This window comes from Blastococcus brunescens, from assembly GCF_035320885.1.
Classification (GTDB): Bacteria; Actinomycetota; Actinomycetes; order Mycobacteriales; family Geodermatophilaceae; genus Blastococcus_B; species Blastococcus_B brunescens.
In genome coordinates this window covers 257,264-283,460 of the sequence record NZ_CP141261.1, presented here as the reverse complement: position 1 = coordinate 283,460, position 26,197 = coordinate 257,264, and the positions used below count along the sequence as shown (strand labels likewise).

The following is a 26,197-nucleotide window of genomic DNA, read 5'->3' as shown; positions in this document are numbered from 1 at the left end:
GTCGTAGCGTGGACCGGATGCCTCCGGAACCTCCTGCGACGCTGGCCGGCTGGCTGCGCACCCGCAGCGACGAGCAGCTGAGCGCGCTGCTGGCGGCCCGTCCCGACGTCGCGCGCCCCGCGCCGTCGGACCTGGTCGCCCTCGCCAGCCGCCTCGCCGTGCCGGTCTCGGTCGACCGGGCGCTCGACGAGCTGGACGCCGCGACCCTCCAGGTGCTCGACGTCGTGCTCCTCGCCCCCACCGACGGCATGGCGCCCGACGCGCTGTTCGCAGCGCTGCCCGACGTGCCCGACGACGTCCTGGCCGCCGGCCTCGAACGGCTCACCACCCGCGCGCTGCTGTGGGGGACGACGTCCTGCACGCGCCGGACCCCGTGCGGCGGGCCGTCCGCCACCCGGCAGGTCTCGGCCGCCGGGCCGCCGAACTGCGGGTGCAGCTGCCCGCCGACCTGGCCGCCGCGATCGCCGGGCTGGTCCCCGAGGAGCGCGAGGTCCTGGATCGGCTCGCCGCCGAGCGGCCGGTGGGCCACCTGCCCGACTCCCCGGGGACGCGACGACCCCGGCCCGCCGGCTCCTGCAGCGCGGTCTGCTGGCCCGCATCGACGCCCTGAACGTGGAACTGCCCCGGGAGATCGGGCTGCACCTGCGCGGTGACCGGCCCCACGGCCCCGCGCGGCTGCGGCCCGATCCTGCGGTGGCCACCCACGAGCAGGCCTCGGTCGACCGGCGGGCCGCCGGTGCCGCGCTGGAGAGCGTCGGGAAGACCGGCGAGCTGCTCACCCTGCTCGAGGAGGAGCCGGCCGGCCTCCTGCGCAGCGGCGGGGTGGGGGTCCGCGACCAGAAGCGCCTGGCCCGCGTGCTGCACGTGGGGAGCCGGAGGCCGCCTGGCTGCTGGAGCTCGCCTACGCCGCCGGACTGCTCGACGTCGGCGGCCCGCACCGGGACGAGTGGCTGCCCACCCGCGCCTACGACATCTGGCGGGAGCAGGACCTCGCCGACCGCTGGGCCGTGCTGGCCGCCGGCTGGCTGGGCGGCGTCCGGCTGCCCTCGCTGGTCGGCCAGCGGGACGTCGCCGGCAAGGCGGTCAACCCGCTCTCGCCCGACCTGACCCGGCACACCGCCCCGGCGATCCGGCGTTCGGCGCTCGGCGTGCTGGCGGAGTACCCGACGGGCTCGGGCGTGGCGGCTCCCGACCTGGTCGCGCTGCTGCGCTGGCGCACCCCCGCCGGGCCGACCGGCTGGCGCCCGTCCCCGGGATGCTCGAGGAGGCCGCTCGGCTCGGCGTCCTGGTCGGCGGCGTGCTCTCGACCGCCGGCCGCGGACTGCTGACCCGGGGCGAGGACGGCGCCGCCGACGGGATGCGCGGGCTGCTCCCGGAGCCGGTCGACCACGTCCTCGCCCAGCCGGACCTCTCGCTGATCGCGCCGGGCCCGCTGGTCGCGGAGCTGGCCGACACCCTCGCCGTCGTGGCGGACGTGGAGTCCTCCGGCGGGGCGACGGTCTTCCGGGTCTCGGAGTCGAGCATCCGCCGGGCGCTGGATTCCGGCTGGTCGGCCTCGCATCTGCACGACTTCTTCACCCGCGCCTCGCGCACGCCGGTGCCCCAGGCGCTGGACTACCTGATCGACGACGTCGCGCGGCAGCACGGCCGGCTGCGAGTGGGGTCGATCGAGTCCTACGTGCGGTCGGACGACCATGGGCTGCTCTCCCAGGTGCTCAACGACCGGCGGACCGCCCCGGCCGAGCTGCGGCGGCTCGCGCCCGGCGTCCTGGTCAGCGGGCTGGGGGCCGACGAGGTGCTGACCGTCCTCCGCGACGCCGGGTACGCACCGGCCGGCGAGCAGGCCGGTGGCGCCGTCCTGACCCGGCCCCCGGCTCGTCCGCGGTCGATGGGCCGGCGGACCGGCACCGACTCCTCCCCGCGCCCCGGCCGCTGTCGGCCGACGAGGTCGTCGCCACCGTGCGGCAGATGCGGGCCGGCGACGCGGCCCTCTCCGCGCGACGCGGCGAGTCCGTGCGCCAGGTCCCGGGCGTGACCACCGCCACGACGCTGGAACTGCTCTCCCGGGCGGTCCGCGAGGGGTCGGCGGTATGGCTGGGCTACGTCGACGCCCAGGGCAGCGGGAGCCAGCGCGTGGTGCGCCCGGTGTCCCTCGTCGGTGGCTTCCTCCAGGGGTACGACGAGCGCCGCGGGGAGAACGGCACCTTCGCCGTGCACCGCATCACCTCGGTCGCGCTGGTCGAGGAGGAAGCTCCGGCCGCCGACGGCGGTTGAACCAAGCAATCCCTGCACCCGGCATCCGCCGGCTGCCGTTCTGCGGAAGGTAGTGCCCGTTGAGTGACGGCCCCTGATCGTCCAGTCGGACAAGACCCTGCTCCTCGAGGTCGACCACCCGCTGGCTCGTGACTGCCGCGCGGCCATCGCGCCGTTCGCGGAGCTGGAGCGCTCCCCGAGCACGTGCACACCTACCGGGTGACGCCGCTCGCGCTGTGGAACGCCCGCGCCGCCGGTCACGACGCCGAGCAGGTCGTGGACGCCCTCGTGCGGTTCTCCCGCTACCCGGTGCCGCACGCGCTGCTGGTGGACGTCGCCGACACCATGGACCGCTTCGGCCGGCTCACCCTGGCCAACCACCCCGTGCACGGCCTGACGCTGACGTCCTCGGACCGCGCGGTGCTGGAGGAGGTCGTCCGCTCGAAGCGGGTGGCGCCCATGCTCGGTGCCCGCATCGACCAGGACTCCGTCGTCGTCCACCCGTCGGAGCGCGGGCGGCTGAAGCAGGCGCTGCTGAAGATCGGCTGGCCGGCCGAGGACCTGGCCGGCTACGTCGACGGGCAGGCGCACCCGATCGAGCTCGACCAGGCCGACTGGCACCTGCGCGACTACCAGCAGGAGGCCGTCGAGGGCTTCTGGGCCGGCGGCTCGGGCGTCGTCGTCCTGCCCTGTGGCGCCGGGAAGACGCTCGTCGGCGCGGCTGCCATGGCCGAGGCGAAGGCGACCACGCTGATCCTGGTGACCAACACCGTCGCCGGCCGGCAGTGGAAGCGCGAGCTCATCGCCCGCACCTCGCTGACCGAGGAGGAGATCGGCGAGTACTCGGGCGAGCGCAAGGAGATCCGCCCGGTCACCATCGCCACCTACCAGGTGATCACCACCCGCCGGAAGGGCGAGTACCGGCACCTGGACCTGTTCGACGCCCAGGACTGGGGCCTGATCGTCTACGACGAGGTGCACCTGCTGCCGGCGCCGATCTTCCGGCTCACCGCCGACCTGCAGTCCCGCCGCCGGCTGGGCCTCACCGCCACGTTGGTGCGCGAGGACGGGCGCGAGGACGACGTCTTCTCCTCATCGGGCCCAAGCGCTACGACGCCCCGTGGCGGGACATCGAGGCGCAGGGCTACATCGCGCCGGCCGAGTGCATCGAGGTGCGGGTCTCGCTCGACGACGAGGAGCGGATGACCTACGCCGTCGCCGAGCCCGAGGAGCGGTACCGGATCGCCGCGACCGCGCAGTCGAAGCTGCCGGTGATCCGCCGGGTGCTGGAGCGGCACCCCGACGAGCCGTCGCTGGTCATCGGCGCCTACCTCGACCAGCTCGAGGAGCTCGGCGCCGCGCTCGACGCCCCGGTCATCCAGGGCTCGACGACGAACAAGGAGCGGGAGCGGCTGTTCGACCTGTTCCGCACCGGGGAGATCCGGGTGCTGGTCGTGTCGAAGGTCGCGAACTTCTCGATCGACCTGCCGGAGGCTGCCGTCGCCGTCCAGGTGTCGGGGACGTTCGGGTCGCGGCAGGAGGAGGCGCAGCGGCTCGGGCGGGTGCTGCGGCCCAAGGCCGACGGCCGGCAGGCGCACTTCTACACGGTGGTCAGCCGCGACACCCTCGACAGCGAGTACGCGGCCCACCGGCAGCGGTTCCTCGCCGAGCAGGGCTACGCGTACACGATCGTCGACGCCGCCGACCTCGCCGGCCCGGGCGAGGTCAACGGCCCCGGCTGGGTGGACGAGCCCGCCGACTGACCCCGGCGGGCCGATGTTGATCAGGTCTCCTGATCGAACCGGGTCCCCCTCGTGGTCGACCGCGAGGGTGGACCCGGAACGGCGAGGTAGGACGGCCCGAGGTCGGCGGAACCGGTCCGTCGGGACTGCGGGGACCTCTGGGATCGCCGTGACGGCCGGGAGTGACGATCTGGTCCCTCACGGCATGAGGATCCCCACAGGCTCACCCCTTGACGTCTCAAAACCGCAGGTCAGCGGCGTGCTGGGCGCGCCTATACGTGGTCGCCGACGGGGCGCGCGGGAGGTATCCGGTTGGGCGTGTTGGCCCCCGGCGGACAAGATGGACCGGTCATGGGGAGTGCATTGCGAGCGGAGGCCTCGAGCCCGCAGACGAACAGCCGGCCGCTCCGAGCGTGGCAGCAGGCCGCCCTCACGCAGTACGAGGAGCAGTCGCCCAAGGACTACCTGGTCACCGCTACCCCGGGCGCCGGCAAGACCACCTTCGCCCTGACGCTGGCCGCCCGGCTGCTCGCCCGCCGCGAGGTCGCCCGCGTCGTGGTCGTCTGCCCGACCGACCACCTGCGCATGCAGTGGGCCGACGCCGCCGACGCCATGGGCATCGTCCTGGACCCCGGTCTCACCAACGCCGTCGGGCCGGTGCGCGCCGGCACCCAGGGCTACGTCACCACCTACGCGCAGGTCGCCGGCAAGCCGATGCTGCACGCCGCCCGCTCCACCGCCGTCAAGAGCCTGGTCATCCTCGACGAGGTGCACCACGCCGGCGACGGCCTCTCCTGGGGTGAGGCGGTCGAGGAGGCCTACTCCTTCGCCGCGCGCCGGCTCTGCCTGACCGGCACGCCGTTCCGCACCAAGCCCGACGAGCGCATCCCCTTCGTCCGCTACGAGGAGGACACCTTCGAGGGCGACGACGGCGAGCGCGGCGTCGGCCTCGTCAGCCGCGCCGACTACACCTACGGCTACAAGGAGGCGCTGGCCGACAGCGTCGTCCGGCCCGTCGTCTTCGCCGCCTACACCGGGACGTCGCGCTGGCGGAACTCCGCGGGCGAGGTCGTGGCGGCATCACTGTCCGACGCCGGCACCAAGTCCGTCGAGATGCAGGCCTGGCGGACCGCGCTCGATCCCAAGGGCCAGTGGGTGCCGCACGTCATCGCGGCCATGGACGACCGGATCACGCACCTGCGCGAGGAGGGCGGCATGCCCGACGCCGCCGGCCTGATCCTCGCCAGCGACCAGGACGACGCCCGGGCCTACGCCAAGATCGTCCGCCGGGTGACCGGCAAGGCCGCCGAGCTGATCCTCTCCGACGACCCCAAGGCGTCGAAGAAGATCGAGCGCTTCGCCACCGGCTCCGCCCGGATCGCGGTCTGCGTGCGGATGATCTCCGAGGGCGTCGACGTCCCGCGGGCCGCCGTCCTGGCGTGGATGACCTCCTACCGGACGCCGTTGTTCTTCGCCCAGGCCGTCGGACGCGTGGTCCGCTCCCGGGCCACCCACGAGTCGGCGACGGTGTTCCTGCCCGCTGTCCGCCCGTTGCTGACCCTCGCCGCCTCGATGGAGGAGGAGCGCAACCACGTCATGCCCCCGCCGAAGACGGTGCAGGGCGACGAACTGGACCTCGAGCCGCTGCCGCCGAAGGAGAAGGACGCCGACGGGCTCACCCAGTGGGAGGCCCTGGAGGCCGACGCCCGCTTCGCCCACGTGCTGCACAGCGGGACGGCGCACACCGGCGAGGGCTCGGGACCGACCGTGGTCGTGGCCGCCGAGGACGAGGAGTTCCTCGGCATCCCCGGCCTGCTCACCCCGGCGCAGACCGCCGAGCTGCTGTCGAAGCGGGACGACGAGCTGCGGCTGCGGATCGCGGCCAGTCACCGGGCCGACGACGGCGACTTCATGCTCGTCGAGGACCACCCGGACGAGGACGACGCCGGCCGCTCGTGGCGCGACGCCGCCGAGCTGCGCCGGGAGATCAACCGCCTGGTGAACCGGGTGGCGGCGAAGACCTCGTCACCCCAGGCCGTGGTGCACACCCAGCTGCGCCAGTCGGTGCCCGGCCCGCCGTCGGCATCCGCGTCGGTCGACGTGCTCCGCGCCCGCCGGGAACGCCTCCGCACGATGCTCTGACACCGTCGTCCTACCGGACGACACCGCGGCCAGGAGCCGTCCCCGACCCGCGCTGAGCCGCTGCATCGCGCCTGCGCGGGACCCTCCGGGCCCCACTCGGCGCGATCGTGCCAGAGCTAAGCCAACAGGCCGCGCTGGGCGGCGATGGCCACCGCCTCGGTGCGGCCGTTCGCGCCGAGCTTCCCCAGGATGTTGCTGACGTGCACGCTCGCGGTCTTCTCGCTGATGTAGAGCTCCGCGCCGATCTGCCGGTTGGTGCGGCCCTGCGCCAGCAGCCGCAGCACCTCGGCCTCGCGCGGGGTCATGACGGCGGAGACGTCGACCGTGCGCACGCCCGCGACGTCGAGCCGGCCCCGCCGGATCAGCCCCTCGAGCGCGGTCCGCAGCGGCGCCGCACCCAGCCGGACGGCGACCTCGTGCGCCGCCTTCGCCTGCTCCCCGGCGCCCGCCCGGTCGCCGGTCTCCAGCAGGGCCTCGGCCAGCCGCCAGCGCGACCGGGCCTGCTCGTACACGTGCCCGAACCCGAACGCCTCGACCGCGGCCCGCCACGGCTCCGGCGCCGCCGTCCCGTCGACCCGCGCTGCCTCGGCCTCCACCCGGGCCTGCCAGGCCCGCGCCTCGACGCCCATGGTGTCGCCGTAGTTGCGCCGGTACACCTCGACGGCCGAGCGGGCGATCGCGACGAGCTCCGCACCGGCCGCCACCCAGCGATCGGTCGTGCCGCTGTTCCCGTCGCGGCGGGCCGCGGCCGCGGCATCGGCCACCGGCGCGAGCGCCGTCCCGGCCAGTCGGAGAACGCCGAGGTGGTCGTCGTCCCACTCCTGCTGCAACCGGCGGCAGGCCGCGAGCGCGACGTCCAGGGCGGTCTGCGCGTCGCCGTTCCAGGCCGCGAGGTCGATCTCCGAGCCGGCCGTGACCAGGTCGAGCAAGATGTGGGCGCGCAGCCGCGGGATCAACCCGCGGGCCCAGTCGACCCGCTCCCGGGCGGCCGGGTCGCCTCGCCCGACCAGGACGAGCAGCCCGTCGGCCCGCACGTGCGCGGCCATCTCCGGCACACGGGCCAGGAGGTCGGCCTCCGCGAGGCTGCCGTCCCAGTCGCCGGTCATGTAGAGCGCCGTCACCTGCAGGTGCCGCAGCTCCGCCGCGTAGTAGGACCAGTCGCCGCCGAGGTCGCGCGCCCGCCGCGTGCCCCGCCGCGTCCAGGTCAGCGCCTCGTCGACCCGGCCGGCCTCGAAGGCGACCGTGGCGTGGTTGAACAGCACCCGCATCTCCACGTCGAGGTCACCGGACCGGCGCGCTCGCACCAGTGCCTCGTCGAGGCGGGCCCGTACCCACCCGGGGTCAACCCCGGCCGGGCGCGCAGCTGGGTGACCGCGATGTCGGACCAGGCGCCGTCGAGCCCGAGCGCGTCCGCGGCGGCGAGCGCCTCGTCGGCCGCCGCCTCCGCCTCCTCGGCCCGGCCGACCGCGTAGCTCATCCGGGCGTGCGTCGCCGCCGCCCACGTGCGCACCTCCGACGGTGGCTGCGCGGGCACCAGCGCCATCGCGGCAGCGCTCTCGCGGTGGGCACCTGACTCGTCCTCGACCCGCACCATGGCCTGGGCCAGCGTGTAGTGGACCCGTGCCCGCGTTCCCGCGTCGGCGTCCGGGCCGAGGACCTGGAGCGCCGAACGCAGCAGCGCGACGGCACGGTGCAGCGCCCCCACGGTCCGTGCCGCCCCCGCCGTCTCCAACAGCAGGGCGGCCTGGTCACGGCCCGCGACGCCGCTGGCGTCGGGCACCGCCGACCACAGGGCCAAGGCCGATTCCAGGTGCTGCAGCTGCTCGGCCGGGGCGCCGACGCAGCAGGCGGCGGCCGCCGCCTCCAGAGAGGCGCTGAACGCACCGGCCAGGTCGTTGCTCTCCCGCGCGTGATGGGCGCGTTCGGCGGCCGTGCCCGCGCCAGGCTCGCGCGCCAGGTAGCCCGCGATGGCGGCGTGCAGGCGCACCCGCTCCCCGGCAGCAGGTCCGCCAGCACCGCCTCGCGCAGCAGGGCGTGCCGGAACCGGTAGCGGCCGTCGTCGGAGACCACCAGCAGGTGGTGGTGCACCGCCTCCGACAGCGCCTCCTCCAGCTCGCCACCGGCCAGTTCGCCCACAGCGGCCACCAGCTCGTGCCGCACCCGGCGGCCGGCGACCGCCGCGATGCGCAGCACCTGCTGGGCAGCCGGGGAGCGTTGCTCCACCCGGGCCAGCAGGACGTCGGTCAGCCCGAGCGGCAGCGCCTCCCCGTGCAGACCGGCCGCCAGCAGCTCCTCGGCGTAGAAGGCGTTGCCCTCCGCCCGGGCCACCACGTCCTCGACCGCGGACTCCGGCAGCGACCCGGCGGCGGCCAGCCGGCGGACCAGCGTGCCCACCTCGGCGTCGGGCAGCGGCGCGAGCTCGAGGCGTTCCACACCGGGCAGCCGCACCAGCTCGGCGAGGAGGGGACGCAGCGGATGACGGCGGTGCAGGTCGTCGGCGCGGTAGGAGGCCACCACCGACACCGGGACGTCGACCAGGCGGGCCAGCAGGTAGCGCAGCAGGTCCCGGCTGGACCGATCGGCCCAGTGCACGTCCTCGAGGACCATCAGGAGCGGGGTGTCCGACGCCAGCTCGCAGATCAGCCCGGCCACGGACTCGAACAGCTGGAGCCGGCCGTCGTCGACCGGCCGGGGTGCCGCCCGGTGCGGGAGGGGCTGGCCCAGGTCGCGCCCCTCCGCGACGGGCTGCACCGGCGGGGACGACACGGGGCGCCCGGCCAGCAGCGCGGCGAGCACCGGGTTCGACGCCGCGGTGGGAGCCAGCCCCGGATCGGCCGCCACCGGGCGGAGGAGGTCGACGAACGGCAGGTACGGCAGCCCGACGTCGCCGAGGTCGACGCAGTGGCCGACCAGCACCCGGACGCCACGTCCGGCCGCGGACGCGGTGAGCTCGTCGAGCAGCCGGGTCTTGCCCACACCCGCGTCGCCGGACAGCAGGACGCTGCTCGTCCGCCCCGAGGCGGCCCGGTCCAGGCATGCCAGCAGGTGGGCGAGCTCGGAGGCCCGTCCCACCATCGGCGCGTCGTCCCAGCGGGGCACGGCGTCGATCGTGGCACGGGCCTCCGACAGGACCGAGCCGGTTTCTCTCCCGGCGGAAGCGGTCAGCGCGGGCGCCGGCGGTTGCGCAGCCACGAGCCGCGCGGGGCACGGGTCCTGTGCCCGGCTGCCATGAGCACCTCGCGCCGGTAGGCGAGCTCGGCGTCGAGCGCCGGGTTGCTGTAGTGGAGAGTCATCGTCGTGCCTTCCGTCGTCCCTGTGGATGACGACGACATTCGTGCTGAGGGGTGGCGCCGGCATCGGGCGACCGCGCCGTCCTGGCGCCCGACCGGCACCTAAGGGGCCTCAGACACCCCGTTCGGGGGACAGCGGCCGCCCTGAGTGGTTCGGAATCGATCTTGAGGGGCACACCCCGCCTGCGGCGACCGCCGCCGGTCCCGCGCGCCCGCACGGCCGCGACCGTGAGGAAGGGAGTTCGCCATGCGACTCGGAACCGCCATCGTCCTGCTCGCGCTGGGCGCGATCCTGACCTTCGCCCTGCGGGTGGACGTCAGCGGCGTGGACCTCCAGGTGGTCGGCTGGATCCTGATGATCGTCGGCGCCCTCGGCATCGTCCTGGAGCTCGCCGTCTGGGGTCCCCGCCAGCGACGCGTCACCCGGACCGACGCCTACGGCGACCTGGCGTCCGGTGCTCCGGCCCGCCGGAGCACCACGGAGGAGACCTACTGAGCCAGGTCCCCGAACACGGACGAGCCCCTCCAGCTGGAGGGGGCTCGTCGGTGTTCAGGGTCCGGACCGGGTGACGGCCGCCTCGCGGCGAGATGCACAACGCGGCTCCAGCCCCGACCGAGGTCGGGGCGGTAGTCCGTGAAGGCGTAACCAAATGGCACCCGGGGGCACGTGGCACCCGGCCCGGACGGTGACCAGGCTACGCGCAGCAACCCGCTCCCTGTCGACCCCAGCGGAGACCCAGGGGATGTGCGGCAGCGGCGGATTCTGCCCGCGGAATGCGCCACAGCTGCACATCGCCACAGCCGCGACATCTCAGTTGAAGCCGCGGTCGTCCTGCTTCAGGGCGGTGTCCACCGTCAACGCGGAGGCGATCACCATGCTGGCCAGCGGTTCCGGCAGCCGGTAGTGCACCAGGACGACGTAGCGGTCGGCGGTGGTGAACATGGTCCGCGCCAGGCCCTCCCACTTCTTCGTGATGCGCGCCACCTCGACTCCGGCGGCGTCGGTGACCGCGAAGTCCCAGGCGCGCCAGTTCTCGGCCTGGATCGCGCCGACCACGGCACCGTTGGCGACCAGGTCGAAGCGGATCTTCCCGAACACGTTGGCCTGGACGATCTCGCCGATCGGGGCGCCGCCCGGCCGCTGGACGATGACCCGTGACTTCATCAGCTTCGCCGGCCGGGTGAGCACCAGGACCGGTCCGCGAGCGTCGCGGACCTCCAGCGTGTGGGTGAGGAACTGGTCGACGTTGGAGAGGAAACGGACAGCCTTCTTGAGGCCGCTCTGCCCGACCTGGACGACGGCGCCGATCTGCCGGCCCTCCCCGTCGAGCACGGCGTACTCGTTGGTCAGCTCGATCAGTTTGGTCTTCTGGCTGACCAGCAGCACCGGCTGCTCGTAGAGCGACGGGCCACCGCCGAGCCCGGTCGCCGGCGGGGGCGACGGCGCGGGTGGCGGGGGCGGTGGCGGTGCCTGCTGCAGGTGCTCGGTCCAACCCTGGCCGTCCCACCATCGGGTCCCGCCTCCACCGGCGGGGTCGGGGTACCAGCCGGGCGGCGGAGGAGGCTGCGTCACGGCGGTCAAGCTAGCCCCCGGACCGGGCGGAGGCCCGGACGGTGGCCGCGGCGGCGCGTGCCAGACTCCGGCCATGACTCTGGCCGGGTCGCAGCTGACCGACGTCGAGGCCCGCGTCGTCGACGCCGTGGACGAGCGCTGGGTGCTCGACCGCCTCGCCACGATGGTCGCGGTCCCCTCCGTCGGCGGGACGCCCGCCGAGTGCGAGGTGCAGCACCTGCTCGCCGGCTGGCTCGACGAGCAGGGCTGCGCCGTCGACGCCTGGGAGATCGACCTCGCCGAGGCCGCCACCGACGCCGACGCCCCCGGCCAGGAGGTCGAGCGCACGGAGGCGTGGGGCGTCGTCGGCACGCTGCCGGCCGTGGAGGCCGGCCCGCCGGCGCTGATCCTGTCCGGGCACACCGACGTCGTCCCACCCGGTGACCTGTCGCTGTGGGACGGCGATCCGTTCGTCCCCGCATCGTCGGCGGCGACCTCCACGGCCGCGGCGCCTGCGACATGAAGGCCGGCGTCGTATCCGCCCTCGCCGCGCTCGCCGCCCTCCGGACGGCCGGGGTGCGCCTGGTGCGGCCGGTCGCCCTGCACGGCGTCATCGGCGAGGAGGACGGCGGCCTGGGCGCCTGGGCGGCGATCCGCCGGGGCCACCTCGGCGACCTCTGCGTCATCCCGGAGCCGACGGCCGGGGCCGTGGTCACCGCGAACGCCGGGGCGCTGACGTTCCGGCTCGAGGTCGAGGGGCACGCCGCGCACGCCGCGATGCGTGACCGGGGTGTGAGCGCCGTGGAGAAGTTCGCTCAGCTGCACGCCGGACTGCAGGAGTTCGAGGCGGAGCGGCAGCGGGACGCCGATCCGCGCTTCACGAGCACGCGGTACCCCTACGGCATCTCGATCGGACGCATCCAGGCCGGCGACTGGGCCAGTTCGGTGCCCGACCGGCTGGTGGCCGAGGGCCGCTACGGGGTCCGGCTGGGCGAGCCGGTGGCGGTGGCCCGGCAGGTGTTCGAGGACAGGCTGGCGGCCCTCTGCGCCGCGGACCCGTGGCTCGCCGAGCACCCGGTGCGCCTGACCTGGACCGGCGGCGCCTTCGCCAGCGGGCAGCTGCCGGCGGGGCACCTGCTGCTGCCGGCCGTCCGGGCGGCGGTGGCCGATGCCGGCGGCGGGACGACGGAGGAGCGGGCCATCGCCGCCGGCAGCGACCTGCGGCAGTACGTCGCCGCCGGCATCCCGACGCTGCACTACGGCCCGGGTGACCTGAACCTCGCGCACGGCCCGCTGGAGAGGGTGCCGGTGGCCGAGGTGGTCACCGCGGCCCGCGCCTTCGCGCTGCTGGCCCTGCGCACCTGCGGCGTCCGGTGAGCGGGCCCGTCGGGTTCGAGGCGTGGGCCGAGCTGGCCGGCGACTCCCCACGTCCCGGACCGAGTGGGCAGCGCTGGTCGCCGCGTGGAGCGAGCCGCACCGCCGCTACCACGACCTCGCGCACCTGGCCGCCGTCCTCGGGCTGGTCGGAGAGCTCGGCGGCGCCGCCGACCCCGACGCCGTCCGGCTGGCCGCCTGGTACCACGACGTGGTCTACGTCCCCGAGCGCGACGACAACGAGGCGATCAGCGCGCAGCGGGCGCGAGCCGGGCTGCGCGGTTTGGTCGGCGACGAGCGCGTGGCCGAGGTCGAGCGGCTGGTGCTGCTCACCGCCGGGCACGAGCCCGCACCGGACGACGTCGACGGCGCGGTGCTCTGCGACGCCGACCTCGCCGTCCTGGCCGGACCGCCCGGCGCCTACGCGACCTACGCCTCGGCCATCCGCGCGGAGTACGCGCACCTCTCCGACGAGGAGTTCACCGCCGGACGGATCGCCGTCCTCGAGCACCTCCTCGGGCTGGAGACGCTGTACCGCACGCCGGCGGCACGGCCCTGGACGGAGACGGCCCGCGCCAACATGACCGCCGAACTCGTCCTGCTCAGGCGCCGCGCCGGGTCTTCCTGACCCGCAGCCCGGCCCCCATCAACCGGGCCAGCAGCTCCCGGCACTCGACCGGCTGCGCGCCGGCCGCGACGGCGACGTCGTAGAGGTCGACGGGGACGTCGTAGTGGTCGCCCTGGAACGCCCGCCGCGGGATGCCGAGCTCCTGCTCCACGAACGCGTGCAGCTCGTCGTAGGAGACGTCGCTGACCAGGTGCGACCAGAGCCTCCCCGCCACGGCCACACCGGGGTGTCGATCAGCACAGCCACGGCACCCCTCGCTTCGCTCGTCGGCACCGTGACCGACGGCGCTGTGCTCATGCTCGACCTCGCAAGCTCGGTCGAGTGGCAGTGTGCCCGGCATGTCCCACGACCACCCGGCGGTCCGGGTCTCGCCGATCTTCCCCGTGACGGACCTGCAGCGGGCGCTCGACCACTACGCGGCCCTCGGGTGCGCGGTCAGCGCTCACGACGACGGTTACGGGTTCGCAGCGATGGCCGGCGTGGAGTTGCACCTGGTGGTGACGCCAGGGCACGACCCGCTCCGGACGGCGGCCGCCGCCTACCTGCACGTGCCCGACGCCGACGCACTCGCGGCCCGGTGGGCCGACGTCCCGCGCACCGGTCCACCCGTGGACACCGACTACGGCCTCCGCGAGGGCGCGCACATCGACCCGGACGGCAACCTGCTGCGATTCGGCTCCCCGCTAGCGTCTGAGGGGTGAACGAAGAGATCCGCTGGGGAATCGTCGGGCCGGGCCGCATCGCCGACAAGGTGGTGCAGGACTTCGCCGTCGTGGAGGGGCGCGGCCGGTGGCCGTCGCCTCCCGCTCACTGGACCGGGCGCAGGCGTTCGCCGACCGGCACGGCATCGACCGGGCGCACGGCTCCTACGCCGACATCGTCGCCGACCCCGACGTCGACGTCCTCTACGTCGCGACGCCTCATCCGCAGCACCACGCGCTGTCGATCGCCGCGCTGCGTGCCGGCAAGGCCCTGCTCGTGGAGAAGGCGTTCACCGCCACGACCGCGGGCGCGCAGGAGGTCGTCGACCTCGCCCGCGAGACCGGCGTCTTCGTGATGGAGGCGATGTGGACCCGGTTCCAGCCCGCGATCGTCGCCGTCCGCGAGCTGATCGCCGACGGCGCCATCGGCGAGGTCCGGTCCGTGCAGGCCGACCTCGGCGTGGCCCGCGAGTACGACCCGGTCGACCGGCTGTTCGACCTGGCGCTGGGCGGGGCGCGCTGCTCGACCTCGGCGTCTACGTCGTCAACTTCGCCCAGATGCTCCTGGGGACGCCGGATCGCGTGGTCGCCGCCGGCTCGCTGTTCCCCTCGGGCGCGGACGCCGAGGCATCGCTGCTCCTCGACCACGGCGACGGCCGCTCGGCGACCCTCATGACGTCGCTCCGGAACGCGCTGCCCGGCCAGGCTCGCGTCTTCGGGACGACGGGGTGGATCGACGTCCCGCCCCGGTTCCACCACCCCTCCACGATCGTCCTGCACCGCGGGGACGCCGAACCCGAGACGGTCACCCGGCCTCCGATCGGCGCCGGCTACGCGCACGAGCTGATCGAGGTCACCGAGTGCGTGCGGGCAGGACGGACCGAGAGCTCGGTGATGCCACTGGCCGACACCCTCGCCGTCCAGGCCCTCCTCGGCGAGGCGGCCGAGCAGCTCGGCGTGCGGCACGCCGAGGCCCCCGAACTGGGTTAGACGGGGACGCCCGGGGTCTTCTGCCCTCGGCCCAGGCCCGGCCGAGCGCCTGCTCGGCGGTGGGCACGCGGGTCGGCGTCCCCCGGCCCGGCGGACGGCGTCGGCGAAGCGGACGGCGTCGATGACCGCCGCGCAGCCGGGGTCGTTGTTGAAGTAGACGAGCACGTCCTCCTCGCCGAAGGTCGCGGCGATCCGGTCGGCCCACAGCTGCAGGGTCTGCGGCCGGTACCCCCACGCCTCGTAGCCGTGGTGGAAGCGCAGGTACCCCCAGTCCGCGGTGCGCCAGAGGGGGCCACTGGCTGCTCGTCACGGTCGGCCCAGCAGAGCGCGGCGCCGTAGCGCTCGAGGAGAGCCCGGACGTCGTCGGTCCACCAGCTGTCGTGCCGCGGCTCGACGGCGACCCGGGTGCCGCCGGGGAAGTGCGCCAGGCAGTCGCGGAGCAGCTCGGTGTCGGCCTTCAGCGTCGGCGGCAGCTGCAGCAGGATCGTGTCGAGACGGTGCTCGAGCCCTCCACGCGGCCCATCAGCCGGGCAACCGGCTCCTCGGGCTCGCGCAGCCGCTTGATGTGGGTGAGGAACCGGCTGGCTTTGACCGCCCACCGGAAGTCCGGCGGCGTGCGCTCGCGCCACCTCACGAACGTCTCGCGCTCGGGCAGCCGGTAGAACGCGTTGTTGCTCTCGACCGTCGCGAAGAACTCGGCGTGGTGCTCCAGCCAGAGCCGCTGGGGCAGCTTGGCCGGGTAGAACAGCCCGCGCCAGTCGCGGTACTGCCACCCCGAGGTCCCGATGATCACGCTCACGGGGAGCCGCCTACCCTGCGCACTCATGGCTGACGCACCCGCCCGGTTCAAGGACCTCTGCCTCGACGCCCGCGACCACCACGCGCTCGCCGACTGGTGGTGCGCCGCGATCGGCTACGTGCGCCGCGACCAGCTCGAGGACGCCCAGACGCCCGAGGAGGACGAGCCCCGTCCGCACGACTGGCCGATCCCGATCGTCGACCCGACCGGGGAGGGGCCGCTGATGTGGATCGTCCCGGTGCCCGAGCCGAAGATCGTCAAGAACCGCATGCACTTCGATGTCGTCGGCGAGACCTGGCCGCTGCTGTCGGCCGGCGCCACGATGGTGCGCGAGGCGGACGACGAGATCGAGTGGAGCGTCCTCGCCGACCCCGAGGGCAACGAGTTCTGCGTCTTCGCCCCGGAGTGACCCGAGTACGCAGCGGCGAGTGCGACGAAGTGGTGGTCATGAGCGACCGATGGCCACCACTTCGTCGCACTCGACAGCAGGCCAGGAGCCGCGAACGCCGACAGGGGCGGCCCGCCGAAGCGGACCGCCCCTGCCGGGCAGTGCTGGTGTTACCAGGGAGCTGGACTCAGAAGTCCATGCCGCCCATGCCACCCATGTCGCCACCGCCGCCGGCGGCCGGAGCGTGCTTCTCCGGCTTGTCGGCGATGACGGCCTCGGTGGTGAGGAAGAGCGCCGCGATGGAGGCGGCGTTCTGCAGCGCGGAGCGGGTCACCTTGGCGGGGTCGATGATCCCGGCGGCGACGAGGTCCACGTACTCGCCGGTGGCGGCGTTGAGGCCCCAGCCGGTGTCGGAGTTGCGGACCTTCTCCGCGACGACGCCACCCTCGAGGCCGGCGTTGATGGCGATCTGCTTCAGCGGCGCCTCGAGCGCGACGCGCACGATGTTGGCACCGGTCGCCTCGTCACCCTCGAGCTCGAGCTTGTCGAACGCGACGGCCGTGGCCTGCGCGAGAGCGACGCCACCACCGGCGACGATGCCCTCCTCGACGGCGGCCTTGGCGTTGCGCACCGCGTCCTCGATGCGGTGCTTGCGCTCCTTGAGCTCGACCTCGGTCGCGGCACCGGCCTTGATGACGGCGACGCCACCGGCGAGCTTGGCCAGACGCTCCTGGAGCTTCTCGCGGTCGTAGTCGGAGTCCGACTTCTCGATCTCGGCGCGGATCTGGTTGACGCGACCCTGGATCTGGTCGGCGTCACCCGCACCCTCGATGATCGTCGTCTCGTCCTTGGTGGTGACGAACTTGCGCGCGCGGCCCAGCAGGGACATGTCGGCGTTGTCGAGCTTGAGGCCGACCTCCTCGCTGATGACCTGGCCACCGGTGAGGATGGCGATGTCGGCCAGCATGGCCTTGCGGCGGTCACCGAAGCCGGGCGCCTTGACGGCGACGGACTTGAAGGTGCCACGGATCTTGTTGACCACCAGGGTCGCGAGGGCCTCGCCCTCGACGTCCTCGGCGATGATGGCCAGCGGCTTGCCCGACTGCATGACCTTCTCCAGCAGCGGCAGCAGGTCCTTGACCGTGCTGATCTTGCCGTTGACGACCAGGATGTACGGGTCGTCGAGCACGGTCTCCATGCGCTCGGAGTCGGTGACGAAGTACGCCGACAGGTGACCCTTGTCGAAGCGCATGCCCTCGGTGAGCTCGAGCTCGAGGCCGAAGGTGTTGCTCTCCTCGACGGTGATGACACCTTCCTTGCCGACCTTGTCCATCGCCTCGGCGATGAGCTCGCCGATGGCGGGGTCAGCGGCGGAGATCGAGGCGGTGGCGGCGATCTGCTCCTTGGTCTCGACGTCCTTGGCGGTCGAGAGGAGGTACTCGCTGACGGCCTCGACGGCCTTCTCGATGCCCTTCTTGAGGGCCATCGGGTTCGCGCCGGCGGCGACGTTGCGCAGACCCTCGCGCACGAGCGCCTGGGCCAGCACGGTGGCGGTGGTGGTGCCGTCACCCGCGACGTCATCGGTCTTCTTCGCGACCTCCTTGACGAGCTCGGCCCCGATCTTCTCGTACGGGTCCTCGAGCTCGATCTCCTTGGCGATGCTCACACCATCGTTGGTGATGGTGGGGGCGCCCCACTTCTTCTCGAGTACGACGTTGCGGCCCTTGGGGCCGAGCGTCACCTTCACGGCGTCGGCGAGGGTGTTCATGCCCCGCTCGAGGCCACGGCGCGCCTCTTCGTCGAACGCGATCATCTTGGCCATGTGGTGATGTCCTCCATGCATTGATCGCTGCACGGCCGGGTTGGTGCCCGCGACGGACGACACCGGGTGACGCGGACTCCCTTGCGTCCACGCGCCGGCGCCTCACCGTTCCGACCTGATTGGCACTCAGGAGCCCCGAGTGCCAGAAACGAGTCTGGCACTCGACCCCTGCGAGTGCAAGAACGGGGTTCCCCGGCTGCTGTTCCCCGGCCGACCACCGCCGTCCCGGCACCCGAGGCATAGGTACCTATACGTGCGTCTCACGACCCAGAACGCACGCATAGGTACCTATGCCTCGGGTTTCCGCGGGGCGGCGCCGGCTACGTGCCCAGAACGCACCGAGGCCCGGCCCCAGAGGGGACCGGGCCTCGGCGAGGTGCAGGCTCAGGCCGCGGTGACCTGGTCGGCCTGCGGGCCCTTGGCGCCCTGGACGACCTCGAAGTTGACCCGCTGGCCCTCTTCGAGGCTCTTGTACCCGTCCATCTGGATGGCCGAGTAGTGGACGAAGACGTCCTGGCCGCCGTCGACGGCGATGAAGCCGAAACCCTTCTCGGCGTTGAACCACTTCACGGTGCCCTGTGCCACGTGTGCTCCCACGTTCGTGCGTGCGGACGGCCCCTCTGGATCGGGGGACCGGGTCTAGCTCTTCCGCCCGCTGGTCACGAACATGGAACTGGAACCGCGCGAGAAGCTACATCAGGTAATGCCTGGTAGCGGTACATCGACGCACCACCGTTACCCGGATCGGGCGACGTGCCGGCCCGCCCACCGTCAGCCGATGAGACCGGCCGCCCGCAGCGACTTCAGCGACGGCTCGACGCGGTGGGTGGGGCCGACGACCGGCTCGAGCGGGTCGAGGGTCTTGAGGCCCTCCCCGTGTTGAGCACGACCGTCTCCTTGGCCGGGTCCAGCCGTCCGTCCTCCACGAGCTGGCGCAGCACCGCCACCGTGACGCCGCCGGCCGTCTCGGCGAAGACGCCGGTGGTACGGGCGAGGTCACGGATGCCCTGCACGATCGCGTCGTCCCCCACCCGGCCGACCGAGCCGCCGGTCCGGCGGATGGCGTCGAGCGCGTAGGGACCGTCTGCGGGGTTGCCGATGTTCAGCGACTTGGCGATGCCGGTCGGCTTCACCGGCTTGACGACGTCCCAGCCGTTGTCGAAGGCGGTGGCGATCGGGTCGCAGCCGGCCGACTGGGCCCCGAAGATCGTCCACTCGGTCGCCTCGACGATGCCCGCCGCGGTGAGCTCGCGGAACGCCTTGTCCACCTTGGTCAGCAGCGAGCCCGACGCCATGGGGATGACCACCTGGGCCGGGATCCGCCAGCCGAGCTGCTCGGCGATCTCGTAGCCCATCGTCTTGGAGCCCTCGGCGTAGTACGGCCGCACGTTCTGGTTGACGAACGCGGTGTCCTCGAACTCGTCGGTCTCGGCGAGCTCGCTGGTCAGCCGGTTGACGTCGTCGTAGGAGCCGTCGACGGCGACCAGCGTCTGGCCGTAGACCGCCGACTGCACGACCTTGCCCGGCTCCAGGTCGCTCGGGATGAACACGAAGGACGGGATGCCGACCCGGGCGGCGTGCGCGGCGACCGAGTTGGCCAGGTTGCCGGTGGAAGCAGCGGCGATCTTCCGGTAGCCCAGGCCCTTGGCGGCGGTGGCCGCGAGGCTCACCACGCGGTCCTTGAAGGAGTGCGTCGGGTTGGCGGAGTCGTCCTTGACCCACAGGCCACCGGTGATGCCGAGCTCGGCGGCGAGCCGGTCGGCGCGCACCAGCGGGGTCAGCCCCGGGTCGAGCGAGACGCGGTCGGCCGGGTCCTGGCCGACGGGCAGCAGGCCGGCGTAGCGCCAGATGTTCTGCGGGCCGGCCTCGATCTGCTCGCGGGTGACCGCCTTCATGAGCTCGGGGTCGTAGTCGACCTCCAGCGGGCCGAAGCACTCCGCGCAGGCGTGCTCGGCGATCAGCCCGAAGGTGGCCCCGCAGTTGCGGCACACCAGGCCGCGGGCGGGACAGGGCGGGACCGGGCCGCGAGCGTGGACATCGGCCTGGACCGAACCGGGAGCGGTCAGAGTCATGCGACGACTACCTCCTCATCTTCCCCGCACCGGGCCGTCGAGCCGTGCGGGACGGAATTGGCACCTTCCGCTGCGCATGCGCAGGCGGCGGTTGCCGGGGCTTCGTCGGGCCGTGTCCCTCTGCCCCTCTGGATGAGTGGAACGCCGAGAACTGTACCCAGTCCGGCAGGCGATCCGGTGCACGGTCAGGATGTGAGATGTGACCGCCCGCATCGTCTACACCGATCTCGACGGCACGATGGTCGGCCCGCGGGGGTCGTTCTGGCACACCGCCGGCCGCGAGCTCACCGCCGAGCCTGCGACCGCGCTGCTGGAGCTGCACCGCGCCGGCGTCCCATTGGTGCTGGTCAGCGGCCGGACGTTCGAGCAGGTCATCGAGGCGGCGCGGATCTTCGCCGCCGACGGCGCCATCGCCGAACTGGGCGCGACGATCGCCTGGGACGCCGGCCGGGGCACCCACCAGCTGACCGGGGAGCTCCCCGCCGAGCACGCCGGCCGCACCCCCATGGACGTGATGGCCGAGCTGGGCGTCGTGGAGAAGCTGATCGCCGAGAACCCGGGCCGGCTGGAGTGGCACGCGCCCTGGCACGCGACGCACTCCACCGACGCCCTGCTCCGAGGGCGGGTCGACCCTCTCGCGGTCGACGCCTGGCTGGCCGAGCAGGGCGCTGGCTGGCTGACGCTCAAGGACAACGGCGCGATCCCGGCGACGTCGCGGTTCGGCCTGGACGACGACCCGCTGCCGCCGCGGGTCTTCCACCTCATGCCGCGCGGCATCTCCAAGGGTGCGGCCATCGCCTGGGACCTCGAGCGGCGTGGCATCTCCCCGCCGACGCCGTCGCGATCGGCGACAGCGTCAGCGACCTGGACATGGCACCAGCGGTCGGCCGGCTGTTCATCACCGCGAACGGCGCGGCCGTCGACGGCATGACCGGCCTCCTCGAGACCGTCCCGAACGCCACCGTGACCGACGCCGCGATGGGCGAGGGCTGGGCCCAGGCCGTGCTCGCCGGCCTGTAGCTATGACATTGCGACCCTCCGGGCCGCACCGCGTCCAGGTGCCGTCCCCAGTCGCGTTGAGCCGTTGCGTCACGCCTGCGCGGACCCCTCCGGGGCCCACTCGCCGTGACAAAGCCTCTCGCTACGAGGTCACGTCCCGTCTCGAGAAGTGGCGGAAGGCCAGCGCGGTGAAGATCGCCGCGTAGACCAGCGACTGGATCACCCCGCGGAACATGTCGCCCGAGTCGACCGGCGTCTGCAGCAGGTCGGTCCAGGCGAACTCCTCCGCCGTCGGGAACCAGTCGCGGATCGCGCCCAGCTGCTCGACCTGGTCGAGGATCGCGAACACGAACATCGTGAACACCGCACCGCCGACCGCCGCCAGCGGTGCGTCGGTGATCGTGGAGAACCAGAAGGCCAGCGACCCGACGACGAGCAGGTGGACGGCGAGGTACCCGAGCATCCCGGCCAGCCGGAGCATCCCCTCGCCCTGGCCGAGGGTGACGCCGACCGGCGTCCGGATGTCGTCGAAGCCGAAGGCGATGCCGCCGGCGACCACAGCCACCACGGCCAGCACGAGCAGCGCCCCGACCGACTGCACCAGCGCCGCGTAGAACTTCTGCCGGAGCAGCCGCGCGCGGGGAACCGGCGTCGCCAGGGCGTAGCGCAGCGACCCCCACTGGGCCTCGCTGGCCACCGTGTCGCCGAAGCACAGCGCGTACACGACCACCAGGAAGAAGCCGGTGGTCGCGAACAGCACGAACAGCGTGAAGTTCAGGCCGCTGGACGTCGCGACGTCGACCAGGTTGATGCGGTTGTTCTCTGCCGCCTCCTCGCTGGCGCCCAGCTGCAGCGCCGCGATGAGGATCAGCGGGAGCGCGACCATCAGCGCGAAGATGCCGAGGGTGCGGCGGCGCTTGAACTGACGGCGCAGCTCGACCGAGAGCCGCAGCGTCCGCTCGGGCCGGTAGCCGGCGACGGCGCCCGTCGGCTGCACGTGGTCGGTGTCCGTTCCTCGACTCCGGCCTCGTTCCGCTCCTCGATCGCCGGCGCTCGGTGCGAGGCTCGCTCGGCCGTCGTTCTCGGTCGTGGTCATCAGTTCTCCCCTACCAGGGCCAGGAAGGCGTCCTCGAGGCGACGGCGCGGCGTGAACTCGTCGACCTCGATGCCGGCCCCCACCAGCGCCTGCAGCGCAGCGGCCCGGCTGTAGCCGTCCAGGTCGGCGACCAGCCCTCGTCGGTGCGCCCGGCGGTGACCCCGGGCAGGCTCTCCAGGACGGTGATCGCCCGGTCGGTGTCGGCGTCGTCGACCAGTCCGACGGAGACGGCGCCGCCGGTGCCGACGATCTCCTCGACGGTGCCCTGCGCGATCTTCTGCCCCTTGGCCATGACGACCACGTGGCTGCAGGTCTGCTCGATCTCGCTGAGCAGGTGGCTGGACACGATCACCGTCCGGCCCGTCGCGGCGTAGGACCGCAGGACCTCGCGCATGGCGTGGATCTGCGGCGGGTCCAGCCCGTTGGTCGGCTCGTCGAGGACCAGCAGATCGGGCAGGCCGAGCATCGCCTGGGCGATCGCCACCCGCTGCCGCATGCCCTGGCTGTAGCGGCGCACCGGCCGGTCGAGGGCGGCGCCCAGGCCGGCCACCTCGACCGCCTCCTCCATGTGCGCGTCCTCCGCCGGGCGTCCGGTCGCCGCCCAGTAGAGCCGCAGGTTGTCCCGGCCCGACAGGTGCGGCTGCAGGCCGGTGCCCTCGACGAACGAACCCAGCCGGGAGAGCACCGGGGCGCCGGGGCCGGCCGCGTGCCCGAAGATGCTGATCCGCCCTCCGTGGGCCGGATCAGCCCCATGAGCATCCGCAGCGACGTGGTCTTGCCGGCTCCGTTCGGGCCGAGCAGGCCCAGCACCTGCCCGCGACGGACCTCGAAGGAGAGGTCCCGCACAGCGACGAAGCCGTCCTTGTAGGCCTTCGTCACGCCCTCGAAGCGCAGCGGCACCTCCTCGCCGTCCGGTTCGACGTGCGAGACCTGGCGCCGCCGGTGGCGGCCCCACAGCATCGCGGCGGCCCAGCCGAGGACGCCGAGGCCGGCCAGCACCGCCAGCAGCACCCACCAGCGCGACGTGCCGCCCTCGGCCAGCGTCCGACCGTCCACCTGCGGGACGGCGAGGGTCGTGCCGTCGGCGAGAGCGACGGAGTAGACGGCGGACTCGGCCGGGAGCGCGAACGCCTGGTCGGTGGACGAGACCACCAGCCGCATGGTGTGGCCGGCCTCGAAGCGGTGCACGATCCCCGGCAGCGTCACCTGCACCGGTGTCGGGCTGGTGGGGTCGGCGGACAGGCCGGTCAGCGCCAGCGGGGCCACCAGTCCGGCCGGCAGGACCGTGGACCCGCCGGGGCCGACGTCGTAGAGCTTGGCGAAGAGGGTCGCCGTACCGCCCGGCGCGGCCACGGCGAGCTCCACGGTCGGTGCGCCGACCACCTCCACGGCCGCGTCGAGCGGCTCGCTCTCGAAGGCGGCGAACTGCCCGGGGATCTCCAGCGTGGTGCCGCCCAGGGCCGAGGTCAGGGCGCCGAGCCCCGGAACGGTGGTCAGGGCCGCAGGGGTGCCCCCGGGCGGGGTGACGACGGGCTGGGTCGAGCCACGGAGCGCGACGTCCCGGCGCTCGGCGTCGTCGGCTCCGTCCAGGCCCGGATAGGCGTCGGCGACGACCACCTGGTTGCCGCCCTGCACCCGACCGAGGCCGGTGCCGCCCAGGCCGGTCGGCGCGGGGTATTCGAACCCGGTGCCCGGATCGGGGCCCTGTCCGCGCAGGTGGAAGTCGAACCAGCCGGCGACCTGCTCGCGGAGGTCGGCGGTGACCCGGTCCGACGCCGACGAGTCGTGCCCGCCCGCGAACCAGACGACCTTGACCGGGGTGTCGTTGGCGGCGATCCCCGGGCATTGGCATCGGCCTGGCCGAGCCCGAAGAGGGAGTCCTGGGTGCCCTGGAGGAGCAGGGTGGGCGCCTCGATGCGGTCCAGGACGCCGGCCGGGCTGCTGCGGTCGAGGACCGCGGCGATCTCCGGCGTGAGCGTCCCGGTGGCCGCAGCCGTCTGGTACGCCGCGCAGATGTCAGCGCGGAAGCGACCACAGGTGAGGGCCCGCTCCGCGGCCGCGGGGTCCAGCGACGACAGGTCGGGCAGCTGCGGTCGGGCGGCGGCCGGTCCCCCGTCGCCGTTCTCCGCGGCCGCGCCGTTCTCCGCGTCCCCGCCGACCGCGCCGCCCAGGGCGTCGAGGAGCCCCCGGTGGGCACCGAGCCCACGCCGAAGAACAGACCCGACCACAACCGCTTGTAGACGCCGGCGTCGTCGGCCTGGGGCGTGGCGGCGACGGTCGTGCCGTCCGCCGCACCGGTCTGTGAGGGGAAGAGCGCCGCGGTCAGGGAGTGCCAGGTGATCTGCGGCGCGATCGCGTCGATCCGGTCGTCGTACGCGGCGCCGAGCAGTGCCGCGCCCCCGCCGTACGAGCCGCCGGCGACCCCCACACGCGGGTCGCCGTCGGCGTCGAGCTCGACCTCGTCCCGCTCGGCGAGCAGGTCGACCAGCGTGGACAGGTCGGCGATCTCGTACCGCGGGTCGTTGAGCCCGATCTGCCCGGTGCTGTCGCCGAACCCCGCGCCGAGTAGGTGAGGACGACGTACCCGCGCTCGGCGAGGTCCTGCGCGTCGTCGGCCACCGACCGCTTGCTGCCCCCGAAGCCGTGCGCGAGCACGACGGCGGGCGCCGGCTCCCCGCCTGCGGGGAGGTAGAGCGTGGTGTCCAGCTCGACGGCGTCCTGGCCGCTGCCCGAGGGCACCCGGCTCTCCTCGGTGCGCACCTCCTCCGCGGCGGCGGCGGCGGCGGGAGGGGCCAGCAGGAGCAGACCGCTGGAGAGCAGCAGGGAAGCCAGGACTGCGGACGTTCCACGGGCGCCGGAGCGCGGGCGGGGACGCACGAGCCCGCGGAGGGGCGCACGAAGCGGCCAACGGTCGGCGAACGGTTCGTGTTCCGGTCCGTGCCGATCCGTTGCCAGGAGCGGCGGTCAGCCCCTCCCGGGACGACCGATCAGGGCTGCCAGTCGCCCGTCGTGACGACGACGAGACCCGGGGCCTGGACGTCGGCCGGGAGCTCGAAGAAGCGCACCGTCGGGCCCTGGAGCTGCGGGAACATCTCGATCAGCTGGGTCGCGGCGACCCGCTGGTTCTCGTCCCCCTCGGTGAAGAACACCGTGCTGGCGGCCACGTCGTCGGCCAGGTAGGCACCGACGGCCGGGGTCTCCCAGCCGCCACCCGCGATCGCACCGGAGACCTTGGCGGCGAGACCGTTGATGTCGGTGGAGTTGAGCACCGTGACCGGGACGCGCACCGGGGCGGCAGCGACCGGCGCGACCTCGATGGGGTCGGCCGGCAGCTCGGGCAGCGCGTCGACGTCCGGCACGACCGGCGCCGAGGCGCTGGGGTTCGCGGGCGACTGCGTCGCCGCCTCCTCGGTCCGCGGAGAAAGGAAGGTGTAGACACCGAGCACGGCCAGGGCCACCACGGTCATGGCCAGCAGGGCCGTGAGCACCCGGCGGGGCCTGCGCGGCTCGTCCTCCTCGAGGACGGCGACGGCGGAACCCTTGCGGCCTTCGGCCTTGCGCCGGACGGCGTCGGCCGCCTGGCGCTCGGCCCGCATCGCGGCGCGGCCACCGACCGGGCCGGTACCCGGGCCACGGACGGGAGCGGGCCCGCCGTCGAGGTCGAGGTCGTCCGCTGCGTCGACGGGTCCGCGCGCCGAGCGGCGCCGGCGGACCGACCGCTCCGGGATCGCGGTGGTGCCGGGCGCGGAAGGCGCCTCGGCCAGCAGCTCCGGATCGGCGGCGAACACGCTGTCACCGCTGCGAGAGGGCTTGGTCCAGTCACCGTAGGCCGGAGCCGAGGAGCCGGACGGCGTCGTCTGGCTCGGCACGCGCGGAGCCGGTTCCGAGATCCGCGGTCCGGAGCGGCCCGTGGAGCTCAGGGAGGGCTCGTCGGCGGGCCAGGCACGGCTGGGCCGGGCGGGCGCCGGGGCGGGCTGCAGGCGGGCGGGGCGCTCGAGGAGATCGCCCCGCGCCCCGGCCGCGGGGGCCGCGGTGAGGTAGGGATCCTGGTCCGCGAGCGGCTCCGGCGCGGGAACCGCCTGGAACGGTGCGACGGAGGTGAGCGGCGCCGCCGGACGGGCCGCTGCCGGGCGCGCACCGCCGCGGGGCGGGGCGGCGGGAACGGGAGGCAGCGGCAGCCGGGACCGCGACATCTGGCGCGGCGCCTCGGGCGTGCGGGCAGCGGCACCGGGCACCGGGCGCGACACGGGCCGCCGGGCGCCGTCGCGACCGGGCCCGGTCGGATGATCGCTCAGTCCCGCAGCGGGACCTCGCCACAACCCGTCGGGTGCGTCCGTACGCCGACGACC

29 protein-coding genes, 5 pseudogenes and 1 riboswitch are annotated in these 26,197 nt (G+C 73.8%); of the genes and pseudogenes, 17 read left to right on the top strand and 17 right to left on the bottom strand.

Going from position 1 to position 26,197, the window contains the following annotated elements; genetic code table 11:
* Positions 1 to 8 precede the first annotated feature (8 nt).
* The 8 genes from U6N30_RS02050 (at position 9) to U6N30_RS02015 (ending at position 6,137) form a co-directional block, all read left to right on the top strand.
* A complete protein-coding gene (locus U6N30_RS02050; protein ID WP_324275932.1) occupies positions 9 to 653 on the top strand; it encodes a hypothetical protein in 645 nt (214 codons plus the stop codon).
* Positions 613 to 1,107, top strand: a complete 495-nt coding sequence (locus U6N30_RS02045) for a hypothetical protein (protein ID WP_324275931.1) — start codon at positions 613 to 615, stop codon at positions 1,105 to 1,107. The genes U6N30_RS02050 and U6N30_RS02045 overlap by 41 nt, the downstream gene beginning before the upstream one ends.
* The gene (locus U6N30_RS02040; protein WP_324275930.1) at positions 1,008 to 1,328 is read left to right on the top strand and encodes a hypothetical protein; all 321 of its coding nucleotides are present in this window, start codon (positions 1,008 to 1,010) and stop codon (positions 1,326 to 1,328) included. The genes U6N30_RS02045 and U6N30_RS02040 overlap by 100 nt, the downstream gene beginning before the upstream one ends.
* Complete coding sequence (locus U6N30_RS02035) at positions 1,256 to 2,035, top strand: helicase-associated domain-containing protein (RefSeq protein WP_324275929.1); 780 nt, start codon at positions 1,256 to 1,258, stop codon at positions 2,033 to 2,035. The genes U6N30_RS02040 and U6N30_RS02035 overlap by 73 nt, the downstream gene beginning before the upstream one ends.
* On the top strand, positions 2,032 to 2,274 hold the full coding sequence (locus tag U6N30_RS02030; protein WP_324275928.1) for a WYL domain-containing protein: 243 nt from the start codon (positions 2,032 to 2,034) through the stop codon (positions 2,272 to 2,274). Before U6N30_RS02035 ends, U6N30_RS02030 begins: the two co-directional genes overlap by 4 nt.
* A 183-nt stretch (positions 2,275 to 2,457) precedes the next feature.
* Complete coding sequence (locus U6N30_RS02025; RefSeq protein WP_324275927.1) at positions 2,458 to 3,459, top strand: helicase-associated domain-containing protein; 1,002 nt, start codon at positions 2,458 to 2,460, stop codon at positions 3,457 to 3,459.
* Positions 3,426 to 4,016, top strand: a complete 591-nt coding sequence (locus tag U6N30_RS02020) for a helicase-related protein (RefSeq protein ID WP_324275926.1) — start codon at positions 3,426 to 3,428, stop codon at positions 4,014 to 4,016. The genes U6N30_RS02025 and U6N30_RS02020 overlap by 34 nt, the downstream gene beginning before the upstream one ends.
* Positions 4,017 to 4,346: 330 nt before the next feature.
* Positions 4,347 to 6,137 carry a DEAD/DEAH box helicase gene (locus U6N30_RS02015; protein WP_324275925.1) on the top strand — a complete coding sequence of 597 codons (1,791 nt, stop codon included), beginning with the start codon at positions 4,347 to 4,349 and terminating at the stop codon, positions 6,135 to 6,137.
* A 116-nt stretch (positions 6,138 to 6,253) separates the two neighbouring features.
* Here U6N30_RS02015 and U6N30_RS02010 read toward each other — a convergent pair whose 3' ends face one another.
* The 4 genes from U6N30_RS02010 to U6N30_RS01995 all read right to left on the bottom strand — a co-directional run bounded on the left by U6N30_RS02010 (position 6,254) and on the right by U6N30_RS01995 (position 9,430).
* Positions 6,254 to 7,399, bottom strand: coding sequence for a helix-turn-helix transcriptional regulator (locus U6N30_RS02010; RefSeq protein WP_324275924.1), 1,146 nt, complete (start codon positions 7,397 to 7,399; stop codon positions 6,254 to 6,256).
* Positions 7,342 to 7,614: a hypothetical protein gene (locus U6N30_RS02005; RefSeq protein WP_324275923.1), complete on the bottom strand. Its 273-nt coding sequence runs from the start codon at positions 7,612 to 7,614 to the stop codon at positions 7,342 to 7,344. The genes U6N30_RS02010 and U6N30_RS02005 overlap by 58 nt, the downstream gene beginning before the upstream one ends.
* On the bottom strand, positions 7,611 to 9,236 hold the full coding sequence (locus tag U6N30_RS02000) for an ATP-binding protein (RefSeq protein ID WP_324275922.1): 1,626 nt from the start codon (positions 9,234 to 9,236) through the stop codon (positions 7,611 to 7,613). Before U6N30_RS02000 ends, U6N30_RS02005 begins: the two co-directional genes overlap by 4 nt.
* 62 nt (positions 9,237 to 9,298) lie before the next feature.
* Complete coding sequence (locus tag U6N30_RS01995) at positions 9,299 to 9,430, bottom strand: hypothetical protein (protein ID WP_324275921.1); 132 nt, start codon at positions 9,428 to 9,430, stop codon at positions 9,299 to 9,301.
* 244 nt (positions 9,431 to 9,674) lie between these two features.
* On the opposite strand from U6N30_RS01995, the gene U6N30_RS01990 reads away from it, so the two are divergent.
* Entirely contained in the window at positions 9,675 to 9,923 is a 249-nt protein-coding gene (locus U6N30_RS01990; protein WP_324275920.1) for a DUF6458 family protein, read from the top strand.
* Positions 9,924 to 10,238: 315 nt separating this feature from the next.
* On the opposite strand, the gene U6N30_RS01985 is transcribed toward U6N30_RS01990, so the two are convergent.
* The gene (locus tag U6N30_RS01985) at positions 10,239 to 11,000 is read right to left on the bottom strand and encodes a phospholipid scramblase-related protein (RefSeq protein ID WP_324275919.1); all 762 of its coding nucleotides are present in this window, start codon (positions 10,998 to 11,000) and stop codon (positions 10,239 to 10,241) included.
* A 73-nt stretch (positions 11,001 to 11,073) separates the two neighbouring features.
* On the opposite strand from U6N30_RS01985, the gene U6N30_RS01980 reads away from it, so the two are divergent.
* From U6N30_RS01980 to U6N30_RS01970, 3 genes are read left to right on the top strand one after another with little or no spacing between them, the layout of a single operon-like run.
* A complete protein-coding gene (locus U6N30_RS01980) occupies positions 11,074 to 11,502 on the top strand; it encodes a hypothetical protein (RefSeq protein ID WP_324275918.1) in 429 nt (142 codons plus the stop codon).
* Complete coding sequence (locus U6N30_RS01975; protein ID WP_324275917.1) at positions 11,499 to 12,356, top strand: M20/M25/M40 family metallo-hydrolase; 858 nt, start codon at positions 11,499 to 11,501, stop codon at positions 12,354 to 12,356. Before U6N30_RS01980 ends, U6N30_RS01975 begins: the two co-directional genes overlap by 4 nt.
* Positions 12,357 to 12,378: 22 nt before the next feature.
* Complete coding sequence (locus U6N30_RS01970; protein WP_324275916.1) at positions 12,379 to 12,981, top strand: HD domain-containing protein; 603 nt, start codon at positions 12,379 to 12,381, stop codon at positions 12,979 to 12,981.
* Here U6N30_RS01970 and U6N30_RS01965 read toward each other — a convergent pair.
* Positions 12,956 to 13,195, bottom strand: a complete 240-nt coding sequence (locus U6N30_RS01965; protein ID WP_324275915.1) for a DUF4031 domain-containing protein — start codon at positions 13,193 to 13,195, stop codon at positions 12,956 to 12,958. The two genes, U6N30_RS01970 and U6N30_RS01965, sit on opposite strands and share 26 nt — an antisense overlap.
* A gap of 124 nt (positions 13,196 to 13,319) precedes the next feature.
* Here U6N30_RS01965 and U6N30_RS01960 point away from each other — a divergent pair, with 124 nt between their 5' ends.
* The 3 genes and pseudogenes from U6N30_RS01960 to U6N30_RS33115 all read left to right on the top strand — a co-directional run bounded on the left by U6N30_RS01960 (position 13,320) and on the right by U6N30_RS33115 (position 14,672).
* The gene (locus tag U6N30_RS01960; RefSeq protein WP_324278129.1) at positions 13,320 to 13,682 is read left to right on the top strand and encodes a bleomycin resistance protein; all 363 of its coding nucleotides are present in this window, start codon (positions 13,320 to 13,322) and stop codon (positions 13,680 to 13,682) included.
* Between the two features lie 88 nt (positions 13,683 to 13,770).
* A pseudogene (locus U6N30_RS33120) lies at positions 13,771 to 13,983 on the top strand (Gfo/Idh/MocA family protein); the annotation flags it as partial.
* A 65-nt stretch (positions 13,984 to 14,048) separates the two neighbouring features.
* Positions 14,049 to 14,672: a Gfo/Idh/MocA family protein gene (locus tag U6N30_RS33115; protein WP_422678016.1), complete on the top strand. Its 624-nt coding sequence runs from the start codon at positions 14,049 to 14,051 to the stop codon at positions 14,670 to 14,672.
* 159 nt (positions 14,673 to 14,831) lie between these two features.
* Here U6N30_RS33115 and U6N30_RS01945 read toward each other — a convergent pair.
* Positions 14,832 to 14,933: pseudogene (locus U6N30_RS01945) on the bottom strand (DUF72 domain-containing protein); the annotation flags it as partial.
* A gap of 92 nt (positions 14,934 to 15,025) precedes the next feature.
* A pseudogene (locus U6N30_RS01940) lies at positions 15,026 to 15,498 on the bottom strand (DUF72 domain-containing protein); the annotation flags it as partial.
* Between U6N30_RS01940 and U6N30_RS01935 the strand changes: the two are divergent.
* Positions 15,497 to 15,880 carry a VOC family protein gene (locus U6N30_RS01935; RefSeq protein WP_324275912.1) on the top strand — a complete coding sequence of 128 codons (384 nt, stop codon included), beginning with the start codon at positions 15,497 to 15,499 and terminating at the stop codon, positions 15,878 to 15,880. The pseudogene U6N30_RS01940 and the gene U6N30_RS01935 sit on opposite strands and share 2 nt — an antisense overlap.
* 166 nt (positions 15,881 to 16,046) lie before the next feature.
* Here U6N30_RS01935 and groL read toward each other — a convergent pair whose 3' ends face one another.
* The 3 genes from groL to thrC form a co-directional block, all read right to left on the bottom strand.
* A complete protein-coding gene (gene groL, locus U6N30_RS01930) occupies positions 16,047 to 17,681 on the bottom strand; it encodes a chaperonin GroEL (RefSeq protein WP_324275911.1) in 1,635 nt (544 codons plus the stop codon).
* Between the two features lie 384 nt (positions 17,682 to 18,065).
* Positions 18,066 to 18,266 carry a cold-shock protein gene (locus U6N30_RS01925; protein WP_179706813.1) on the bottom strand — a complete coding sequence of 67 codons (201 nt, stop codon included), beginning with the start codon at positions 18,264 to 18,266 and terminating at the stop codon, positions 18,066 to 18,068.
* A gap of 218 nt (positions 18,267 to 18,484) precedes the next feature.
* Entirely contained in the window at positions 18,485 to 19,753 is a 1,269-nt protein-coding gene (gene thrC, locus U6N30_RS01920) for a threonine synthase (protein ID WP_324275910.1), read from the bottom strand.
* A 12-nt stretch (positions 19,754 to 19,765) separates the two neighbouring features.
* Positions 19,766 to 19,892: riboswitch (SAM riboswitch) on the bottom strand.
* Between the two features lie 60 nt (positions 19,893 to 19,952).
* Here thrC and U6N30_RS01915 point away from each other — a divergent pair.
* Complete coding sequence (locus tag U6N30_RS01915) at positions 19,953 to 20,684, top strand: HAD family hydrolase (protein ID WP_324275909.1); 732 nt, start codon at positions 19,953 to 19,955, stop codon at positions 20,682 to 20,684.
* Between the two features lie 210 nt (positions 20,685 to 20,894).
* Here U6N30_RS01915 and U6N30_RS01910 read toward each other — a convergent pair whose 3' ends face one another.
* The 6 genes and pseudogenes from U6N30_RS01910 to U6N30_RS01885 all read right to left on the bottom strand — a co-directional run bounded on the left by U6N30_RS01910 (position 20,895) and on the right by U6N30_RS01885 (position 26,095).
* A complete protein-coding gene (locus U6N30_RS01910) occupies positions 20,895 to 21,848 on the bottom strand; it encodes an ABC transporter permease (protein ID WP_324275908.1) in 954 nt (317 codons plus the stop codon).
* A gap of 10 nt (positions 21,849 to 21,858) precedes the next feature.
* Positions 21,859 to 22,533, bottom strand: a complete 675-nt coding sequence (locus U6N30_RS01905) for an ABC transporter ATP-binding protein (protein WP_422678082.1) — start codon at positions 22,531 to 22,533, stop codon at positions 21,859 to 21,861.
* Between the two features lie 95 nt (positions 22,534 to 22,628).
* Positions 22,629 to 23,231: pseudogene (locus U6N30_RS01900) on the bottom strand (CocE/NonD family hydrolase C-terminal non-catalytic domain-containing protein); the annotation flags it as partial.
* A 110-nt stretch (positions 23,232 to 23,341) separates the two neighbouring features.
* A complete protein-coding gene (locus U6N30_RS01895; protein WP_324275907.1) occupies positions 23,342 to 24,076 on the bottom strand; it encodes a hypothetical protein in 735 nt (244 codons plus the stop codon).
* Positions 24,077 to 24,186: 110 nt separating this feature from the next.
* Positions 24,187 to 24,587 (bottom strand): annotated as a pseudogene (locus U6N30_RS01890) (alpha/beta hydrolase); the annotation flags it as partial.
* Between the two features lie 248 nt (positions 24,588 to 24,835).
* On the bottom strand, positions 24,836 to 26,095 hold the full coding sequence (locus U6N30_RS01885; RefSeq protein ID WP_324275906.1) for a LytR C-terminal domain-containing protein: 1,260 nt from the start codon (positions 26,093 to 26,095) through the stop codon (positions 24,836 to 24,838).
* Between the last annotated feature and the right edge of the window lie 102 nt (positions 26,096 to 26,197).